General features: G+C 37.3%; 13 protein-coding genes. 6 read left to right on the plus strand and 7 right to left on the minus strand.

Features of this window, described 5'->3' with window-relative positions; genetic code table 11:
* Positions 1-27: 27 nt before the first annotated feature.
* The 4 genes from aldA (at position 28) to ACIQ7T_RS23230 (ending at position 5,032) form a co-directional block, all read left to right on the plus strand.
* Positions 28-1,476, plus strand: coding sequence for an aldehyde dehydrogenase (aldA, locus tag ACIQ7T_RS23215; protein ID WP_370079643.1), 1,449 nt, complete (start codon positions 28-30; stop codon positions 1,474-1,476).
* A gap of 80 nt (positions 1,477-1,556) precedes the next feature.
* Positions 1,557-2,612 (plus strand): alcohol dehydrogenase catalytic domain-containing protein, encoded by a 1,056-nt coding sequence (locus ACIQ7T_RS23220; RefSeq protein WP_370079696.1) that lies wholly within the window; start codon positions 1,557-1,559, stop codon positions 2,610-2,612.
* 298 nt (positions 2,613-2,910) lie between these two features.
* Positions 2,911-4,197, plus strand: coding sequence for an MFS transporter (locus ACIQ7T_RS23225; RefSeq protein WP_370079641.1), 1,287 nt, complete (start codon positions 2,911-2,913; stop codon positions 4,195-4,197).
* A 55-nt stretch (positions 4,198-4,252) separates the two neighbouring features.
* The gene (locus tag ACIQ7T_RS23230; RefSeq protein WP_370079639.1) at positions 4,253-5,032 is read left to right on the plus strand and encodes an SDR family NAD(P)-dependent oxidoreductase; all 780 of its coding nucleotides are present in this window, start codon (positions 4,253-4,255) and stop codon (positions 5,030-5,032) included.
* Positions 5,033-5,098: 66 nt separating this feature from the next.
* Here ACIQ7T_RS23230 and ACIQ7T_RS23235 read toward each other — a convergent pair whose 3' ends face one another.
* The 3 genes from ACIQ7T_RS23235 to ACIQ7T_RS23245 form a co-directional block, all read right to left on the minus strand.
* Entirely contained in the window at positions 5,099-9,508 is a 4,410-nt protein-coding gene (locus ACIQ7T_RS23235; RefSeq protein ID WP_402873917.1) for an S-layer homology domain-containing protein, read from the minus strand.
* Positions 9,509-10,160: 652 nt separating this feature from the next.
* On the minus strand, positions 10,161-11,747 hold the full coding sequence (locus tag ACIQ7T_RS23240) for a diguanylate cyclase (protein WP_370079635.1): 1,587 nt from the start codon (positions 11,745-11,747) through the stop codon (positions 10,161-10,163).
* 82 nt (positions 11,748-11,829) lie between these two features.
* Positions 11,830-12,162 (minus strand): hypothetical protein, encoded by a 333-nt coding sequence (locus ACIQ7T_RS23245; protein WP_402873920.1) that lies wholly within the window; start codon positions 12,160-12,162, stop codon positions 11,830-11,832.
* 230 nt (positions 12,163-12,392) lie between these two features.
* Between ACIQ7T_RS23245 and ACIQ7T_RS23250 the strand changes: the two genes are divergently transcribed.
* On the plus strand, positions 12,393-13,304 hold the full coding sequence (locus ACIQ7T_RS23250; RefSeq protein WP_370079633.1) for a CAP domain-containing protein: 912 nt from the start codon (positions 12,393-12,395) through the stop codon (positions 13,302-13,304).
* A gap of 470 nt (positions 13,305-13,774) precedes the next feature.
* Entirely contained in the window at positions 13,775-14,959 is a 1,185-nt protein-coding gene (locus ACIQ7T_RS23255) for a CaiB/BaiF CoA transferase family protein (RefSeq protein WP_370079631.1), read from the plus strand.
* Between the two features lie 374 nt (positions 14,960-15,333).
* Here the strand turns inward: ACIQ7T_RS23255 and ACIQ7T_RS23260 are convergent, their stop codons facing one another.
* The 4 genes from ACIQ7T_RS23260 to ACIQ7T_RS23275 all read right to left on the minus strand — a co-directional run bounded on the left by ACIQ7T_RS23260 (position 15,334) and on the right by ACIQ7T_RS23275 (position 20,840).
* On the minus strand, positions 15,334-16,809 hold the full coding sequence (locus ACIQ7T_RS23260; RefSeq protein WP_402873924.1) for a hypothetical protein: 1,476 nt from the start codon (positions 16,807-16,809) through the stop codon (positions 15,334-15,336).
* A gap of 601 nt (positions 16,810-17,410) precedes the next feature.
* On the minus strand, positions 17,411-18,751 hold the full coding sequence (locus tag ACIQ7T_RS23265) for an acetamidase/formamidase family protein (RefSeq protein WP_370079695.1): 1,341 nt from the start codon (positions 18,749-18,751) through the stop codon (positions 17,411-17,413).
* A gap of 491 nt (positions 18,752-19,242) precedes the next feature.
* Positions 19,243-20,277, minus strand: coding sequence for a DUF4179 domain-containing protein (locus ACIQ7T_RS23270; RefSeq protein ID WP_370079628.1), 1,035 nt, complete (start codon positions 20,275-20,277; stop codon positions 19,243-19,245).
* On the minus strand, positions 20,274-20,840 hold the full coding sequence (locus ACIQ7T_RS23275; RefSeq protein ID WP_402873927.1) for a sigma-70 family RNA polymerase sigma factor: 567 nt from the start codon (positions 20,838-20,840) through the stop codon (positions 20,274-20,276). The genes ACIQ7T_RS23270 and ACIQ7T_RS23275 overlap by 4 nt, the downstream gene beginning before the upstream one ends.
* Positions 20,841-20,966 lie beyond the last annotated feature (126 nt).

Consider the following 20,966-nt stretch of genomic DNA (forward strand, 5'->3'; position numbering starts at 1 on the left):
ATACATTAGTGGGGAGATGTAAAAATCATGGCAACTATAAGAAAGTATCAAATGTACATTAATGGGCAATTTGTTAGTTCTAGCTCAGGTGAGCAAACACAAGTCATTAATCCAGCAACAGAAGAGATTATTTCAGAGGTTCCTAAAGGGACTGTGGAGGATGTACAACTAGCAATTCATTCTGCTGAAAAGGCTCAAAAAGATTGGGCAAAACTTCCTTCCGTTGAGAGAGGAAAGTACTTACAAGCAATTTCTAAAGAAATACGTGAAAATATTCCGATCTTAGCACGCACAATATCAGAGGAAATGGGAAAGACTCTTTCCCTTGCTGAAACAGAAGTTAACTTTACTGCTGACTATATTGATTATATGGCAGGTTGGGCAAGACGCTATGAAGGAGAAATCATACAAAGTGATCGACCAAATGAGCAAATTTTTATTCATAAAGAACCGATCGGTGTTATAGCTGGTATTTTACCATGGAATTTCCCATTTTTCTTAATTGCTCGTAAAGCAGCACCTGCTTTAATCACAGGTAATACCATTGTGCTAAAACCAAGTAATTTATCCCCTAACAATGCACTAGAGTTTGCAAAAATCATTGATAAAGTAGGCTTGCCTAAAGGAGTTATCAATATCGTAACGGGTAACGGAACGACCCTTGGACAAGAGTTGGCTGGCAGTTCAAAGGTAGGAATGATTAGTTTAACGGGAAGCTACAATGCTGGTGCCGCTGTTATGCGGGCAGCGGCAGAAAATATTACAAAGGTTTCCTTAGAGTTAGGAGGAAAAGCTCCAGCTATCGTAATGGATGATGCGGATATAGATTTAGCAGTCCGTTCAATTGTCGCCTCTCGTATCATTAATACAGGACAAGTATGCAACTGCACAGAACGTGTTTATGTTCATAAAGACATTGCAGACGATTTTATTACAAAGGTAACAAAGGCAATGTCCGAGGTAACCTATGGAGATCCATTAATTAAAAAAGAGATTGATATGGGACCCCTTTCTAGTAAAGAGGCACTTGAATCGGTAGAGAAGATGGTACAGGAAGCAGTTGCTAAAGGCGCAACTATTTTAACAGGTGGTAATCGCTCTTCCAAGGAAAAAGGTTATTTTTATGATCCAACAGTACTTGTAAATGTAAATAATGAAATGGAAATTATGCGTCAGGAAATTTTCGGTCCTGTACTTCCGATTGCTACTTTCAATGACTTAGATGAAGCACTTGAACTAGCAAATGATTGTGAGTACGGTCTAACATCCTCTATTTTCACCCAAAACTTAGATGTAACAATACGTGCAAGTAAGGAATTAGAGTTTGGAGAAACGTATGTTAATCGTGAAAATTTTGAAGCTATACAAGGTTTCCATGCTGGATGGAAAAAGTCAGGTATCGGTGGTGCCGATGGAAGACATGGTCTAGAAGAATATTTGCAAACCCATGTTGTCTATCTACAAAGTAACCTTTAAATATAGCTGTAGATGTTTAGTTTTCAGAAAATACAGATAACTATAAAGGAGGATAATTCGTGTTAAATGTAGCTAGTAAAATGAAAGCGGTTGTATGCCATGGTCCCGGCGAATATTTACTTGAAACTGTGGATGTACCATCTCCGGAAGCAGGTGAAGTCCTGATTAAAGTAGAAGCCTGTGGTATTTGTGCAGGCGATGTAAAGGCTTGGGATGGAGCACCAATGTTTTGGGGAGGAGAAGATGGTCAACCTAGTTATGTAAAAACTCCAGTCATCCCAGGCCATGAATTTGTAGGAACGGTTGTCAAGATTGGTCATGGCGTGACAGAATTTTCTATTGGAGACCGCCTTATTTCAGAACAAATTGTACCTTGTAATACTTGTCGATATTGTAAACGTGGTCAATACTGGATGTGCGAAAAGCATGATATATACGGTTTTCAGTTCAATGTGAATGGTGGAATGGCCGAATATATGAAATTTCCGGTAAATGCTATTAACCATAAAGTTCCTCATGATTTACCTATTGAAAAAGCTATTCTAATTGAACCTTATGCTTGTTCTATGCATGCAGTAAATCGAGGTAATATTCAAATAGGAGATTTTGTTGTCATCTCAGGTGCTGGAACGCTTGGACTAGGAATGGTAGCAGCTGCGAAACTACGAAGTCCTGGTACATTAGTAGTTTTAGATATACGAGATGATCGATTGGAACTTGCCAAACAATTTGGGGCAGATATTGTTCTCAACCCTTCAAAGGTCAATGTAGTGGAGGAAATTAAAAATATGACAGAGGGTTATGGATGTGATGTTTATATAGAAGCAACTGGTGCACCCACTAGTGTTATTCAGGGCTTACATGCCATCCGGAAGCTTGGGCGCTTTGTGGAGTTCAGTGTATTTTCAAGTCCGGTAACCGTCGATTGGAGTATTATAGGCGATCGTAAAGAGCTTGATATTTTAGGTGCACACTTAGGACCTTACTGTTATCCAAATGTTATTAATGGAATTGCATCTGGTGCACTCCCTACCGAGGGGGTAGTTACTCATAAACTTCCTCTAGAAGAGTTTAAGAAAGGCTTTGAAATGGTAAAAAGCGGAGACGGCTCTTTAAAGGTTATTTTAATACCGTAGATAAAAAAGGTTTCTTATTCAAATAAAATGTTTGACCAAAAAGAATTAGGAACCCTCTTAAAAAGCACTTCGAAGTTTGCAATTTAGCACATGCTCTTTGTTGCAGAATGTCGGCCATTATATAGATGGCTAAATAATATTTAGTAAACTAGAATGCCATGTCTTCTGGTCACGAGGGTAATTAATCTGTCTGAACAAATAGCTGACTCCCCTACACTTTGTAGGTTTTTAGCACATTCAAAACTGTAAGGCAATAATGTCAAAGCGTAATGATAAAAAGGATTAAGGAGGAAACATTATGAATCACAGCTTAACTGCATCTCCTTCAAAGCAAATTTTTGGTTTACCAATTGCATTAATTTGGGGATATATTGCTATTGCGTTCTTTATGACAGGCGATGGAATTGAACAAGCGTTTTTATCAAAATATATAGTTGATTTAGGGTTTTCTACTCAACAAGCCTCATTAGTCTTTACAGTATATGGACTCACTGTTGCCATAGCTTCTTGGCTTTCAGGAGTATTGGCAGAAATAACTGGGCCACGTCGTACTATGATCATCGGTTTTGTACTTTGGATTATTTTCCATATTGGCTTTTTAACATTAGGCCTTGAACCAAAAAACTATTCTATGATGCTAATCATGTATGGAATACGAGGAATTGCCTATCCGATGTTTATTTACGGCTTTGTAGTTTGGATTGCATATGCCGCTCCAAAACAAAGATTAGCTTCTGCAATGGGTTGGTTTTGGTGTATGTATTCTGTGGGGGTAGGAGTTTTTGGTACATACTTGCCAAGCTTTTCAATTCCTGCAATCGGGTTTATGGGTACATTATGGTCGGCAATTCTCTTTATTGCCATTGGTGGCTTGATGGCGATGTTTTTAATAAAAGATGACTTTAATAGTTATAAGCAAAATACGACAAATGAAGGACCACTTCGAGAATTACTAAGAGGGATTACAATCGCGAAAAACCCACAAATCGTAATAGCTTCAGCTGTACGTATTATTAACCAAATCTCCCTCTTTGGTTTTGTCGTTATACTACCAATTGTTTTTACAGAGCAAATCGGATTTACGATGTCCGAATGGCTACGCATTTGGGGAGCTGTCTATGCAACAACGATTTTCACAAACTTAATGTGGGGTATTCTTGGAGATAAACTTGGATGGGTTAGACAAGTAAGATGGTTTGGCTGTATAGGTATGGCTATCGCTACATTAATTTTTTACTATTTACCAATATCCTATGGACCAAATATTTGGGTTGGCTTATTTGTAGCTATATTCTTTGGATTTGCCATTGCTGCGTTCGTACCAATGTCGGCTATTTTCCCAACACTGGAACCATCTCATAAAGGTGCAGCAGTGTCCATGCACAATTTATCAGCAGGTTTAAGTAACTTTGTTGGACCAGCAATTGTAACAGCAATTGTGCCGATCGCTGGTGTTGAAGGGGCTATATGGACACTTACTATATTATATATAGTTGGCTTTATACTGACATTCTTCATGAAGGTTGATCAAAACATCGGCAAATCATCTACAGATGACAGTCAAACAATCGAAATTGCACATTAAATTTAGATGTATCCCTATTTATGAAAGCGGTAACATCAAATAAGGAGTGTAAATAATGAGTATTTTAAATAGATTTAGTCTTAAAGATAAGGTTTCTATTGTGACTGGAGGTGCTATGGGATTAGGAAAAGCAATGGCTCTTGCTTTAGCACAAGCCGGCTCGCATATCGTCATAGCAGATGTAAATCTGGAGGCAGCTCAGAAAACAGCTGATCAATTCATGCGTAATGAAGGAATAGACGCTCTTGCGATCAAAATGGATGTAACCAATGAAAAGCAAGTCAATGATATGGTAACCAAGGTAATGGACCATTTCGGTAAAATTGATGTTCTATTCAATAACGCTGGCATCACAATTCATGAAAAAGCCGAAGAGATGTCATTTGAAAATTGGAATAAAGTAATCAATATCAATTTAAATGGAGTTTTTCTAGTATCAAAAGCTGTTGGCAAAGTAATGATTGACCAAAAACGAGGATCTATCGTGAATATCTCCTCTATGTCTGGCATCATTGCTAATACTCCACAATGCCAATCTTCTTATAACGCATCAAAAGCCGGTGTGATTATGCTTACGAAAAGTTTAGCAATGGAATGGGCAAAGCATCATATAAAAGTGAATACAATTGCTCCAGGATACATGAAAACAGAGCTGACAAAGCCCTATTTTGAACAAGGTGGAGACATGATTGATACTTGGATGAACCTAACCCCTATGAGCAGACCTGGGACACCAGATGAATTAGGTGGAATAGCGTTATACCTAGCTTCAGAGGCTTCTTCTTTTGTTACAGGAGGCGTGTTTACTGTGGATGGTGGGTATACTGCTTTGTAGTTGTTAATATTTGATGAAAAAAAGCTAGGGAATTCAACATAAGAATTCTCTAGCTTTTCCTCTTTTTTATGGTTTAGGTGAATACTGAATTTCCACATATTGTTGTGGGGTATGGCCTGTACCATTTGTCTCTTTTTGATAAGCCCAAACAATATTTCCATATTGATCTTTTGTGAATAAGAATACTCTTTGACCCGTTTTAAACACATTCTTAATCCCTGGATCAGTTGATGGATTAGCTACAAGAGGTAAAATTGCACTACCATCTGCTGCTTTTTTTACTGATCCTTTACCAAATGATAATATTCCATTATCGGCTGGTTTATTGTTTTTAACACTATCTAATATTAATTGTGGATCTAATGTTGTTTTATTCGCAGCAGTAACCGCATAGAAATATTCTTGGTTTAATTCAAGCAGTGTCAGAATATTTATAGAAACATCCATTGTTGTTGAATTATATTCTGATGGTACGCCGCCAATATTTCCTGTTAAGTTAGCATAACTCATCGTGTTATATGCATCTTTACCTTGATATACATACTTACCGAAGTCAGCTAAATCAAACTTATTACCTTTATCATTGAAAATGAAATCACGTGCTTCATCTTTCATCTTAACGGTAAATGTTTTATCCGCCGTACCTGAGGCAGTTGGTTTAATAATTAACTGGCTTTCATTAGTTGTTTTTTCACCTTGTGTATACTTAACAAACTGATATTGTGAAGTTATATCTTGACCGGACTCGTCAGTAATTGTTAATAAGCTTAGATCTTTTATTGAAGAATCGCCTTTTTCATCACGCATGATAGCTTCACTGAATGAAATCGTAAATGTACTATCTGGATTACGATAGACAATATTTTTTTTCTTTTCTTTATCGACTGTCATTTCAAAACGTGGCGGTGTGCCATCGGAATAGAAATCTTGTCTCATCCAACCAGTATTCGTTTCATCATGATTGTCTCCGGTTGTATTGGCTTTATAAACAGTAAAGTTACCATACGTATCCTCTGCGCCTAAATAAACAACATATTCAGTATGTGGTGTTAAAGTAACTCCTGTCATATCTAAAGTTCCTGACTCGCCTTTTCCACTTTTTGTGACTGAAGGACTTGCTTTAAGTTTGTCTTCTAATGTTTTTCTTTCTGCTGCCGTGTCAATAGTTAAATTTGCATCTGGATTATCTGTTCCGTCAGCTTTTTTCTTAGGTACGAACCAATAATGAAGCTTTGTTGTCTCATCTGTACTGAAACTTACAGTAGCTTTCGTATCATCAGGACCTTCTTTTGCAGTCCCAGACTTCACTTCTAAACGAGAAATTAACGGTGCTTTCGTGTCACCAATAATTTCTTTCGACGTTATTTTCGAAATCTCTCCGCCACGATCCTTTAATACCATATAAACAGAATAGCTTGAGAATGGATTAAGCTTGTCTTTGGAAATAGTAATTGGGAATTTCTTTGTAGGTTCCTCTAAATCTGCCGGACCAGAGCCAATTTCAATATAAATATCTTTTCCACCTATTTGGAAGTAGCCTGATTTTAGCGCTGGATTAGATGCAAATTCATTAACAAAATCACGTTCTGTAATGCCTTTATCGTCTAGATATTGCTTAAACGTTTTTGTTTCTCCCGCGTCTACGACAGTATCAGGTAAAACCATATAATAATACGTACCAGCCTTATTTGGCTTGAATTCAACTTCAACTCGTTTAAAATTATCAGATTCGTCTGGTTTATTAATTACATTTTCAATCTTAATAACAGGCATATCAAGTTTTTCATGTAAGTATTCTGCATAGTTTCGAACATTTTTACCAGGTTCAACAGTATTGGCATTTTCAAATTCATTGTCTGCTAAGTCCTTAACACCTGGTAATACGGTTACACGTAATGTATCACCATAGACAAAACCTGTTTCAGATGGGATTGTTAATAATACTTTCTTATCGCCTTCTTTATACTCTACAGCAGAAGGTTTAATTTTATTCTGTCCTGTCGTATTGACGATAACTGTTCCTGATAAATCATAGTTATTTACATTTCGTGCGCTTTCAGGATCTAATGCTTCATTTAAATAAATGTAGAATTGATTTTCCTTTCCAGCAGGTTCAAGCTTTGTCTTTTCAACGTATGGATTGATATTATCAAGTAAGTCCGTTTTAAATTCCTTCACTGCAGCAGGATCTTTTGAATAGTTGCCTGAATCATCCCTCATCACTACATAAAGTTGATACTCTGTTTCAGCCTCTAAGCCTGTAAGTATTTCAGTAATTCCAAGTTTCCCTGCAACTGCCTTGCCCTTACCTGTTGGTTTAGCAACAATATCTGCTGTTGTTGGATCAGCTGCAGTTGTCTTTTTACGTACATAGTAGTAATAGTCCCCTGGTTCACTCGCTGTAAATGTAAACTCTGCACGTTTACCACCATGTAAAGGTGTAACTGTTAAAGATTTAACAACTGGCGGTGTTCCATCTTTCATTTGGAATGATTGTGATTTAATATCCGAAACGTTTTTCGCCCCGTCAACAACCATCACATAAACGACATATTCTTTTTTCTCACCTAAATTAGTGATTTTAATAGTGTTTTTACCATTCACCGCTGCGCCTGTTCCATTTGCCACATTGTCAGTAGAAATACGATTTACCATTTCTTTTTTCGTTGGTGCTTCAGCGTCTTTTTCACGAACAATATAGTAGTAAGTTCCAACTTTATCTGAAGTGAAGTCTACCTGAACATCACTACCATTTAGAACTGTTACATTCGTAATGTCGATTAAAGGTTTTGTTTTATCAGCCGGTTTTTGATTATCGATATCGTCTTTATCGACTGGTTTACCGTCTTCATCTACAATATTGCCAATATTATCTTTATCCTCTAAGAAGTCGTCGAAGATATTATTCGGTCCCTCGCCCTTCGGTATAATCACTTTGTCAATATACGTGTAATCTCCAATATCAACCCAACCGTATACATTATCAACATACAGAACACCTACACGACCATCTAGATATAGCTCTAAATCTGTATAGCTATTGTAGTTAATCCAGTCGATGTTGCCGTCTCCGTAAATTGTCAGCTTCGTTTCTGTATCAAGGTTTAGTGTACCGATATTTCCTTGAATCTCAAATTCACGAACAGTCCCGATGATGTCTACACGTGGTAGCTTCATATTTGTTTCGATTTTTGTACCACTTTGAGAGACAACTAGGCGTGATACAGTGCTGTTATAAAATTCAATATGTTTTTCAACATTTTTCATCGTCACTTTATCTTTAGACCAGTTCACAAATGGTTTGTTTTTATCAGGATTCTTGTCGGAATTCTGATCTGTCCAATTTTGAAGATCTGTTGTCGGACCGTTATTGGACGAGGACGAGCCTTCATCAGTTGGATTATCTGGATTAGACCAATTGATAAATGCCGTATTTGTGCTTGCTATAGGGCCAAGCGATAATGGCTTATAGTAGGAAACGCCTAATTGTAAAGGTGGACGTACTGTTTCATTAACAAGCATTGTACCAGTCAATGTAACATTTGAAAATTCAATATAGTTCCCATTGACAACGATTGTCGCACCAAAGGACCCATGATTACCATCAAACTCTAGAAATCTTGAGCTTGTCCCGCTAGCGTTCAATGTTAGCTTCGAAACAGAGCGAATGGTTTTGCCTGAAAGATCCCCTTCAATAAGTGCACCTTTTAATACCGCGGCATTATCTTCGTTAAAAATATCCGAGAGACTTTTCGGTACTGAGTAAGGCTCACCATTTATGTAGACATAATCGTCTTCAACACCTGTAATTTTAAAAGATGTGGCATTGCCCTTTTTCTCTTGTGAACGCACAATAAAGGATGCAATTTGTCCACGTGTTACCGCATTATATGGTGAGAAAGTGACAGGTGTTGTCCCTTCTGTAATCTTTAAATCTACTAAAGTTTGAATATAAATAGCGTTGCTTGTTTGGCTAGTTACATCTTTGAAACTATGGTTGTAATTAGATGCTACTTCAAACTTAAAGCCAAGCACTAAAATTTTCGCTAATTGCCCACGCGTAATTACTTCATTAGGCATAAATGTACCATTTGAATATCCACCCATGATTCCTGCATTTTGTAATGCGGCTATATACTTGTAGTATTCACTGCTTTTTGGGACATCTTTAAAGTATGGATCTTGTACATTTTTTAAATCTAAGTTTAAAACAGTTGCCAGCATTTTTGCTGCTTGACCACGTGTTACATTTTGATCTGGCCGAAAGGTTTTATCTGCATACCCACTAATCGCACCTTGTGAGTATAATTTTAAAATATTGTCGTAATGGCTTGAATATTGGTCAATATCCGTGAATGGTGAATTAGCCGCAGCAGCTGCTTTTTGTGGTGGTGGCACTACAACAGCAATCCCACTAGTAGCAAACACAGTTGCTATAAGTGCTTTATTCACTTTTTGGACTTTTGTTTTATCCATTCCACTCTTCCTTTCATCTATGTATTTGATACGTTCAAAATATCATTTTCATCATACCCTTTATATCGACAGGTATATAGTGAACCTTCATAGATAATTCTAAAATTCTGGAAGAAAATCGTTAACAAAAATCGGTAATAAAAAGTTTGTTATCAAAGTTAGGAGTGAAGACTAGGCGACTCATTGGGGATATTAGACCCTGGAGCGCAGCGGATGTTTTCTGTGCGAAAGCGAAGCGACAGCAACAACGAAGCGACTCGGTCGGAACGTTATTGTGATGAATTCATTTTTATATGTATACTTTGAAGATTTATCGGAACAAAATATCATTTTATCGGAACAATTTTGGCTTTTATCGGAATAATTTCTCGTTTTATCGGAACAATTTCAGTTTTTATCCCCATATAAAAAAGCCAAGGAGCATCGGTGCTTACTTGGCCTTAACGATATATAGGCGTACATCTAGTCGTACTTGCGATGTCATAAGGGAAAGGGGGATAACCTTACATCTTGTCAAGTCGATCGAGAGATGTGTCCCGAGTTTACGTATCATTTGAACAGGAAATACAAGTCATATGGGGAATGACTTAAAAGTAGCTTGCCCAAATGATCGTTCCATTAATCATGTACCCCAAAAATTAGAAATGTATGCTTATTTTAAAACATTTTTTAATTTATTTTCTTGCTCTGCTACCATGACTCTATTCCGTCCAGCTTGTTTTGCAAGATACAGCGCATCGTCCGCTGCTTCAATTAACTTTTCTGTCGTGTCAGCCATTTGTGGATACACTGCAACTCCTGCTGATAATGTAACTGGGCGACCACAAGGACTTGTAGTATGTGCCAACATATCGCGGAGTTGTTCAGCCACCTGTGCCGCTTCCTCAGCAGTAGTGGTTGGCAATAACATCACAAATTCCTCACCACCGTATCGACAGCAAACATCTCCCTCACGAGCGACTGCTTTCATATTTTGAGCTAAAAATTGTAATACCTTATCACCTACTGCATGCCCATACGTATCATTGACACTTTTAAAATGGTCTAAATCAAGTAAAATTAGGGCATGTGGCAAATCGTTCTCAAGCCACTCAGCTAGCATCGCATCCATTGTGCGACGATTAGTTACACCCGTTAACGGATCTGTTGTAGATTGATCTTTAAAATAGGACACCTGGCCCTGTAAAAATGTTAAACTCCGAATGAGTGCACTTTTTAGATAGTGCGCTTCAAAATACCAACTACGTACAGATTTCAAGCCTTCTACATTTTTCGATTCCATGCTCTCCTCTGTTAAAGTAGCTAATTGCTGTAAGGGATTAGCTATACGTGCTGCCATCCAAAGGACAATAAAAACCGAAATTAGCATAAGCGGAATGGATTTTATAGCTACATCCTGCACTCTATCAAATGAAGGAGCCAATGCTACCTTTAACGGTCTTTGAGCAACTACTCCCCAGCTTGCTAAAGGTACAGCGCTATAACCCGCAAGCATTTCAACTCCTTTAGTATTCTTTACTTGCTGAGCCCCGCTTTTTCCAGAAACCACTGCTTGAACAACTTCATTATCAATAACGCTATCATTGATCCGACTTGGGTCCTGATGATAGATAACGCGCCCATCTGAATCAACTACGTACACATATGAACCATCATGATAATAATGCTCTCCGAGTAATTCATTAAAAACATTTCGTTCCTTTAAATAAATTGTCCCAGCTACCATTCCTAAATATTCATTTGTCCCTGAAAATATAGGATACGATATAAAAATAAGGAGACGCCCTGTAATTCCCTTATAAGGCTTCGAGACAAGAGGTTCCCTTTTAGATAAAGCCTCTTTCGCTCCAACTGAAGTTAATACTTTACCTTGAACCTCCTCAGATGGTGGTGAAATAGATAATACATGACCTTCTGCATTTGTAATAAGTACAGAGTTAAACATGTTATTTTGCTTTTTCAAACGCTCAGTTTCCTGAATCAATGCATTTTTATCATACATTTTCGTCTTTATCGTACTGGCACTATATCCTAAAGTCTGAAAAGCTTCTTCAAGATAGGAACTTGCGGTTGTTGCTAATTTTTGTGCATATACTCGATTCGTTTCAAGCGTATTTTCTTTAATCGAGTCAACATTCATACGGTAACCATTCCAAATACTACCGATTCCTGTTAAGAAAAAAGCAGCCATGGCAACACCCATGATTAAATACTTTAACTTTATTTGATTTGGCTTCATTTTCTATCTTTTACCCCTAGTTTATAATTTCCTCTATTATTCTATTAAAACACAAAAAAATTCCTTATTAAGAAAATTTCTTTTAATGAGAGAAAAGTATTTGTAAAAATAGTACTTTCATGGCCCTCTTATAACAAAAGCAATATAGTAGACTCAGCATAAAAATTCGAGAGAAAAATTTACCTTGTATATAAGTTGATTGGAGTGTCGGCTGGGCGACTCCTTGGGGATCAGCAAATTGAGGAACGAAGGCTAAAACCATCACGTTCTGTGATAACGCCTTCGTGGCCAACATCGGTGCTGTTGCTGTCGCTTCGTTAGCACTACGCTTTCGCACAGAATGAAACCCTTTTGCTGCCGCTACGTTAGCACTACGCTTTCGCACAAAAAACATCTGTTGGCCCAACCGGCTCATCGGACGCCCCCAGGAAGCTTTGCTCTGTGTGAAAGCGTAGCGACAGCAACAACAAAGCGCCCAACCGGAACGGAAATCAACCCACGTTTAGATGGCAAGCCATATAGTAGGGAAAGTTCCAGGATTTTAGCATCGTTAACGAGACAAAAATATAGTATTTTATATCTATAGAACTTTTATTATTTTGATAGATTTTCATTATAAATTTATTATTAGAAGAGGGTTTAAATATGTTGTTACGTAAAGTAGCTCCAATAATGGTTGGTTTTAGTATGGCTCTATGGACGAATACTGCTCTCCATTCAAATAAGTCAGCTCGTACAAAAATAACAAATACACAAAAAACTTTGTCACTATCCAGTTTTCAAAGTGAATATAAAATGAAGTGGCACCGAGTAGAGATGGACTACTCCCAATTTTCCCTCGTAGGAAGGCATAATTCCAACGAGGTCGGAGGATATGAAACACGCACTGGGCATAGCGTATTTGGTATTCCTATCGGTGCTAATCGAATAGATGTGAATAGAAAATACGGTCTTCCACTTAGAGCTATTCACTATCAAAATACAGGTTATTTGCTCGATTACAATGATTGTGACGGTAATACTACACACGGAACCTATTTGATAGCTGATCACTATGTTACTTTTTTCTATGATTTACACAAAAACAATATTGTTCGTTCTATTATTTGGATTAATGCCAATACTGAAGTAAGTAAATGTGGTTATTATGGTAAGCCTTCCAATGAACTACGAACAGGACTTGAAGATTTAATGGTTGATCTTATTAACCATGAGCGGATTACAGAAGGATTGCAACCACTCATTTATGATAAAAGATGTAACCCTATTGCTCGGCAGCATAGTAGCAATATGATTACACACCAATTTTTTAGTCATGAAGATCATAAGGGTAATCATTCAAATGACCGCCTCACTGCTGGTAGAGTTAATCACTATTGGTATGGCGAAAATATAGCACAAGGTCAACCCAATAGTATATTTGCCCACGAAGCATTGATGAATTCAAAAGGACATCGTATAAATATTTTAAGAAAAGAATTTACACATATTTTTGTCGGTGTCTGCTTTAAGGATAACGGTGCACCCTATTATACAGTTAACTTTTATTCGAAGTAATTTGAATGATTGAAGTTGATTGACGATGACCAATATACACAAAAATCTCTATGCAGAAATCTATTGCATAGAGATTTTTTTAACTTTATCGCAGTCTGAAATTTGATAAAGAATTTCCATTCTCTCCAATTCCAAAAAATGAGAGTGAAATTTATTAAAACGTATATTTTATAAATTGATTGGTTTGGACCAATCGGAACGAAAACGCCCCCTTATTATGGAGATGTACATACATTCTGAATTTTTTTACTTTTATTGTTATTCTGACATATGATTTTTCAACTAAATATTTTATAATAAAATTTAACATAGTCAAGCCATCAATTCTTCTGTTATAATACTGATAATTTATAACCACCCTGTATTAATACAGAGGTGATACATGCTTTTCACAAAATGGGGATTATGAGAAAAGCGCTACAATGCATTCTTGAATACAATGTAGCCTACACAAAAAGGGGTTGGGAGATTTGGGTATTTTAAAGGGGTTAAAAATTCTCGATTTTTCTGCATTACTACCGGGACCAATGGCGACAATGATATTTGCTGATCTTGGTGCCGAAGTTATTCACGTTGAATCATCAAAGCGCGTAGATTTAACACGTATTATGCCTCCTTACGACGATGATCATGAGGCGTATATTCATCAACATTTGAATCGTTCTAAAAAGTCATTAACATTAAATTTAAAATCGCCTGAAGCTATAGAAATTGTTAAGTCACTCGTGAAAGAGTACGACATAATTATCGAAGGATTTCGGCCTGGTGTCATGCAACGACTTGGCATCGGCTATGAAGCTCTAAAAGAAGTAAATCCTAAGGTTATTTATTGTGCTATTACAGGCTATGGACAAACTGGACCATATAGCAATCGGCCGGGACATGACAATAACTATTTATCATTAGCAGGCATACTTGATTATTCACGTCATAAAGATAAAAAACCTGTCTCAATGGGTATTCAGCTTGCTGATATGGCTGGGGGCACGATGCATTCAGCAATCGGAGTACTCGCTGCTGCTTTACATCGTGAAAAAACAGGTGAAGGACAATATATTGATATAAGCATGACCGATGCTGTATTTTCACTCAATGCTATGTATGGATCTGCCTATATTGGCGGTGGTCGTGTACCTCAGCCTGAGCAAGAAATTTTAAATGGTGGTAGCTACTATGACTTTTACAAAACAAAGGACGGCCGATTTTTCTCGGTAGGAAGTCTTGAGCCTCAATTCCGCAGATTACTCTGTGAAGCGCTTGATATTCCTGAGCTCATTGATAATACTTTTAATGATTCATACTACACACAAATTCGTTTTAAAGAAGCTGTCCATGATGCATTTTTATCGAAGACTTACGAAGAATGGCTTGAAGTATTTAACGAGGATTTCGAGGGATGTGTCGAACCAGTATTAACTTTCCCAGAAGCATGCGAGCATCCTCAGCTTAGGGCTCGTGATATGATTGTTGATATTCCCAAAAGCGACGGTACTACGCAAAAACAAATTGCATCTGCTTTTAAGTTTGATGGTGTTAAGCCTCAGTACAAGCATGTCGGTGCCAAGCTTGGAGAACATAATGAAGAAGTGTTGTCTTCACTTGGCTATAGTGTCGAGCAAATTGCTGACTTAAAGGACAAAGGGGTTTTAGAATAATATCGTAGGCCAACTACACGAAATAAAAAAGGTGTCTAATGTTATAAAAAAAACACTTAGACACTTTTTTTATTTCTAATCAATTATGCCTCGGCAAGATGTTGGTCACTCAGTCGTGTGCTGTTGTTGTTGTTGCTGTCGCTTCGCTTTCGCACAGATAAAACCGTGTTGCTGTCGCTTCGCTTTCGCACAGATAAAACCATGTTGCTGTCGCTTCGCTTTCGCACAGATAAAACCATGTTGCTACTGCTTTCGCACAGATAAATTGCCACAGGACGTGGCGTTCTTAGACTGAGTTCCTCTATTTTAGCGGATGTTTTTTGTGCCGAAAGCGTAGCGACAGGTACGGATGTTTGTACACCCGCTGGAGTAAGTTAAACATATGCACTTATAAAGACTCGTAGCTTTTCAAAATGGTCATCAATAAGTAAATATTTTTTATAAATTTCCATTAATTTTTCAAACAGCTCATACTGTTCCGTCACAAATAAAACTTTTAAAATATTGAGCATATGCAAGGATGCGCTCTGTGCTACCAAATAGCAAGGCGTTTCTAGCTGACGATAATGTCGGCGCCATTCTTCCACAGACAAGCCAATATGCTGTAATGAGTTATTCACATGGAGAGCAATATCCTGCTGAACTGATGCCTCAATCGCAATAAATTGCTCATTACTATAGTTCCCCTGTACTAAAGAGGCATGTATTTTTTTATTGGATGCTAGTACATGTTCCTTTAAAAGCAGGAGCCCTTCTTGATAACGCCCCATTTTTACATAATGATCAAGCAATACTGCATACAAGTTTTCTAAAAAATTAAGTTCATAATTTTTAATAATGGCCGGAGGTGTTGGCTTACGATTCGGCAATAAGTCCTTATACTCCAACAAAATCTCTATCGCGTAATTATTAAGTCGTTCATCTTCTAATAAATACTCTCCGTAGTGAATAACAGTTTCAGGATTCTGCTCCTGATGTGCTATATGAAACAGAAGATAGGCAATGAGAACTTTTTCTTTCTCTGTCAGTGCATACATTGAATAACGCCAATCCGCTTCAAAGGAAGTAATTAGCGCTTTAACACAACGATAATCCCCTTGCGATAAACGATAGTACGTTACAATTTGATAAAGATGTAACTGTTTTTTAGCCAAGCAAGTAGAATTACGGTTATCCACATAAGTTATACACTTATCAAGAGTTTCTCTATAATTATTCACAAAGTTATCCACATGTACACAAGTTTTTCTTGTAGATTGCTCAATATGCCCCATCATTTCATGGATAAATGTGAATTGTTCTAATGGTTTGTGGATAAATAGTGAATAAACTTTTTTTATGAAAAGCCAATGCCAAAATTGGGCTTCTTCTTTATAAATCATATGCACAAAATATTCATTTTCAAATTTATATAAAAATATAGTTTGTAGTTCGTTAACTGGCATTGTAATTTGCATTCGTTTCCCGAAAATTAGCCAGATTAATCGCTCTAAGTCCATTGTATGCTGTGCAAAAAGCTGCTCAAAAAAGGTCTCCTTGCCTTTTTGCGTATAAAAAAAGGCATTGAGACGTTCATTAACAAATTTAGTATCCAAACCATGGTTATTAAAAAAAGTTTGCATATCTGTCGTTACACGACCCCAATATTTTCGTGCAGTTGAAAACGCAATATTCATCGCTGTTTCCTCATTCACTAAAAATAAACTCGGTGAAAGTGCAGTACCTAGAATTTTCGGGTCTACTGGTGAATCAATCTCTGCTTCTAACCATTTTGAAAGTAACTTTTCAGCACCCTTTTCACCACTTTGTTTATATGTCATGAATAACCGCTCATCACAATCCAACAGCATGCTACTGGAGCCCCCCATCAAATTCAACCAACAAAGATCTTCCCCTATCATGTAAAATACTTGCCTAAAAGTTTAATCACTCTTTCTTCAATATAACAAATCTTATCCAACATATGCTAAAGAAATCGTGATATGGATAAAAGAAATGACAACAAAAATATTCGCGTAAAATCGAAAACTTTAACTACAACGCATAAAAAAAGCCATCTAAAGGTCAAATACCTCAAGATGGGAAAGATTAAATTTGCTGTTTAAAAGGAGAGCAGCAAATGAGCCCTTTGGACAATCACTCATAAGTTGGTAGCCCATACGTATTGTCACAAATAGCTCATTGCCTACGCCAACCCAAAGCTAGCGCCATAGTACGCACAACTAAAAAAGCTATACATCATTCACCAATACAATCGAGAAAAAGCATTCTCACAACAGTAGACGAGCGACCAACAAAATAGTTACAAAAAAAATCCGTCAAAATTGACGGATTTTTTTCTGCATCGAAAGCGTAGCGGCAGATGCAAAAATAGTTTTTTCACCTATAACACAAAAAAGCAAACTATGAAATTTTCTAGTTTGCTTTCTTTTCGGACTTTTGGGCTTACATTTAATCATATTGTTTTTTCACTGGCTTATAAATTCGTGCTTTTTTCAGTGCTGTTTTAGGTACTTGGAAGGTTGCTGTTACAACTCCTGGATGACGGCCGATTTCAATCGAGCCTGTAATCGTCGCTCGATTCATAACCTCCGGCTCGCTCATCTCAAAAAGCCTTGCAGCACGACTTATAGCATTAGTTGTTGCTTCATTTAATGATGTTCCGGAGCCAACAATTGATACAGGGAATACTTCCTCCACTTGTTTCACGCCGAATTCCTCAGCAAGCTCACGTGCACGACGTTTTTCTTCCTTTGTAAAAGGTTTAGCCGTATAAGGTAAATCCTCTGTATTTGGCAATAAAACAGGGCCATCCAAAGCTACTTTTTTTAACACACTTACCTGAAGTTGAACAATACCAGCAACATCCGTTGTATGTCCTGCAATTTCTCCGTCCCCTTGCATTGCGTGCATATCACCAATATACACACCACCGCCCGGAACCTTTACTGGACAAATAATTGTTGCCCCCTCACGAACACGGCTTATATCCATATGGCCATCTGTACGATGTGTATCTAATTCAGTCTGCGTAAATGCATATTCATGTGGCGCACCGATTAAAAACGAACCAAAATCACCAGCATTATGGGAGTCTGGCATCGCCTTTGAAGGTGTCGTTCCAAGCTGCCCTAAAAAAGGTCGCATTCTTGCCATAACACCAATCAAATCACTTGGTGCTAATGCAACCGCAGGATTTTGCACAGAATTTTCAGGTGTACGCATATAATTTTTAGCATCAAGTGCAATACGGCGAGCCCCTTCTCGCCCAACAGTCACACCAATATTACCTTTATGATCTAACGCCATAGTATAACCATTCGTCATGTTAAAAGGTGATGTTTCTGTATCACATGTCGAACAGCGAATGGCCTGCCGACCTATCCCTTTGACAACTGTACTAGGATGAAGCTTACCACAGCCTGGACACTTTACTGATACGAACGGGTCCCCAATAAATCGATCCAAAATTGCCTCATCATGCCCAGATGCTGTTGCTATTGATGTTACCTGGATTGATTTAATCTTAATAACAATGGCGTCTCCTACCTCTGCCCCTTCTACAAATACAGGCTTTGTTACTTCATGCCCACCACGAATCGTTGGTGTTAGCATCGGGCCCCAGCAGCCTGGCGTCGTATTAGCAATAATTGTGCCACCGTCTTTGACAGGTCCAAGCATTTTCTGTTGTGGATCTAAAATACCATCTATGAACTCATTTACGAATAATGTTTCGACGGCTTGCGCCTGCTGTACAAGATCTTCGCTTTGTATTCCTTCTTTTTCTAGCATTTGCAATTCGCTTGTCATTTCTTTCGTCACGCTCCTGTTTTTTATTTTATGTATACGGATTTTTGTTAATGCTTTATATAAATTTTTGTAGTGATTTGTCGATTGTAAAACTTAATTTCGACATCAAGTTTGATAGTTCCTGCCATTTCGAGGAAAATGTCATTAATCGTATGTATGGAAAAATTGAAATCCGTCTTTCTCATTGTATTTTTTATATAACTAAATGCATGATTTTAGTCCAATAGAATGGTTATTGAGCACATGGAAAATTATGCCGTTTATTTTAAGCATTTTCAACCATTTAACATAAAAAAGCTCAGACTCGTACAAATGTATTTAAAATTTTAATGATAATTTACAATAATAAAGGGTCTTTGTGCTTTTTGATGGCACAAAAACCCTTTCGTCTATCTTTATTATATTTTGTGGATATTTAATATCTTAGTGCGAATTTCACATGGTCAATCTTCATACGTTTTCAACGGGTACTGTTAATTTAATGGGATTGTCACAGGATCCATCTCTTTTAATTCCGAGCCTTTTCCTGAGCCCAAGGAGAAATAAATAACAGGAACAAATGTAATGGATGTAGCAGTTGGATTGATAGCCTGGACAGTAGCACTTGATTTATAAGAAATACCACCGTCGCGACTTGAAGCACCATTTCCATTTACCACATACGTATTGCCTAAATTATCTCGTAGTTCATCAAATTGAACTGTAACTTCCGGCCACTTTTTTATAACTTCTGGGTTTGCTTCATAATCAAAATTAATAACAGTAGACATATCATTTTTTTCAAGGGCCGTAAATCGAGCTGTGACATCATAGTTTGAAACAGTTTCATTGACTAGCTGTAGCTCACCTGCTAACTTAGAAACCTTAAAATTAAATGCCCAATCCCCTTCCACTTTTGTATCGTTATTCACGTTTAGAAAAGCTTCTGGTTTCCATGTTACTTCTAATTCATCTGGTGCCTCTTTATCAAAATAAGGTGTTGTATTTGCTAATCCTACATATTTATTATCACTTATCTTTTCAAGTCGACTACTTCCTCCACCACCCACAGCTCCTTTGATATCCATGAAATCTCCTTCTATAAACGGAGAATCTCCTAAATCTTTATCTGTTTCAAGTGCAAAAGAAATTGTCAGTGATGTACCGTCATACACAGCATTTTCTATCATCATAGATAAGCCATTACTAGAATGAACCTGTCCAATTTCCGTTGCATAACTATCAAAATTCTCAAGCATAGTATTTTTATTATCAAAATAGCTAGCGATGTTTTTCATAAACGGAATTTGTGAAGCAAATGTTGGAAAAGCAATACTTACGGTAGTTACCATGCTGATGCCAATTATTGCTGCCGCTGCTATATGACGCACCCATTTTGGCATACGCTTTCTTGTTGCTTGCTTCTTTAAAACCGTTTGTTTAAGGTTCATTTTTCGTTGTGCAGATAATTCGATTGGTTCAATTTGATCCACATCCAGGTCCAGCCACTCTTTATAACTTTTAGTCATATAAATGCCTCCTTCAACTGTATTGTTGATGCTAGCTTCTTCTTCCCTCGATAAAGTCGGTTTTCTACGGCTGCTTTTGATAAATGTAGCGCTTCTGCTATCTCAGGATTCGTTAATTGCAAATAATACTTCATCATAAAAATATCTCGATCAATATTTTCCAAATGACTAATAGCCATTAGTAAATCGTTTCGTTGCTCCTTTTTCAAAAGCTCCTGCTGTATATCTTTTATATCAGGCTTTTGCAAGAGCTCCTCGTCTCTTTTTTCTCTTTGCTGTTGTTTTTCAAGCTTACGGAATAAATCTATGGCTTTATATTTTGTCAGCATCCCTATCCATTTTTTGAAATCCTCTGATTCGCCCTTAAATTGCTTTGCATTTTGCCAAATGGCTAGGAATACATCATTAACACAGTCATCAATAGAATCTTTATTAATACCGGAAAGAATCTTATATGCTATCGCATGTACGAAGCCAGAATAATGTTCAATTACATACTCAAGCGCATCTTCTTTTTGGTTTTGTAAACGGCTTATGAAGTTTTTAGATGTGCATCTCACCATTTCGCCCCCTTTATGTTTATTTGAAAAAGCTTCTTCACTAACTATATCGAAACTCAGTCACTAAAACTCTCAACTATTTCTGTGAAGAATGATGATTCCTTAAAAAACCTTCAGTAATGTTTCAAT

It is taken from the genome of Lysinibacillus sp. NPDC096212, assembly GCF_044763105.1.
In the GTDB taxonomy this organism is placed as follows: Bacteria; Bacillota; Bacilli; order Bacillales_A; family Planococcaceae; genus Lysinibacillus.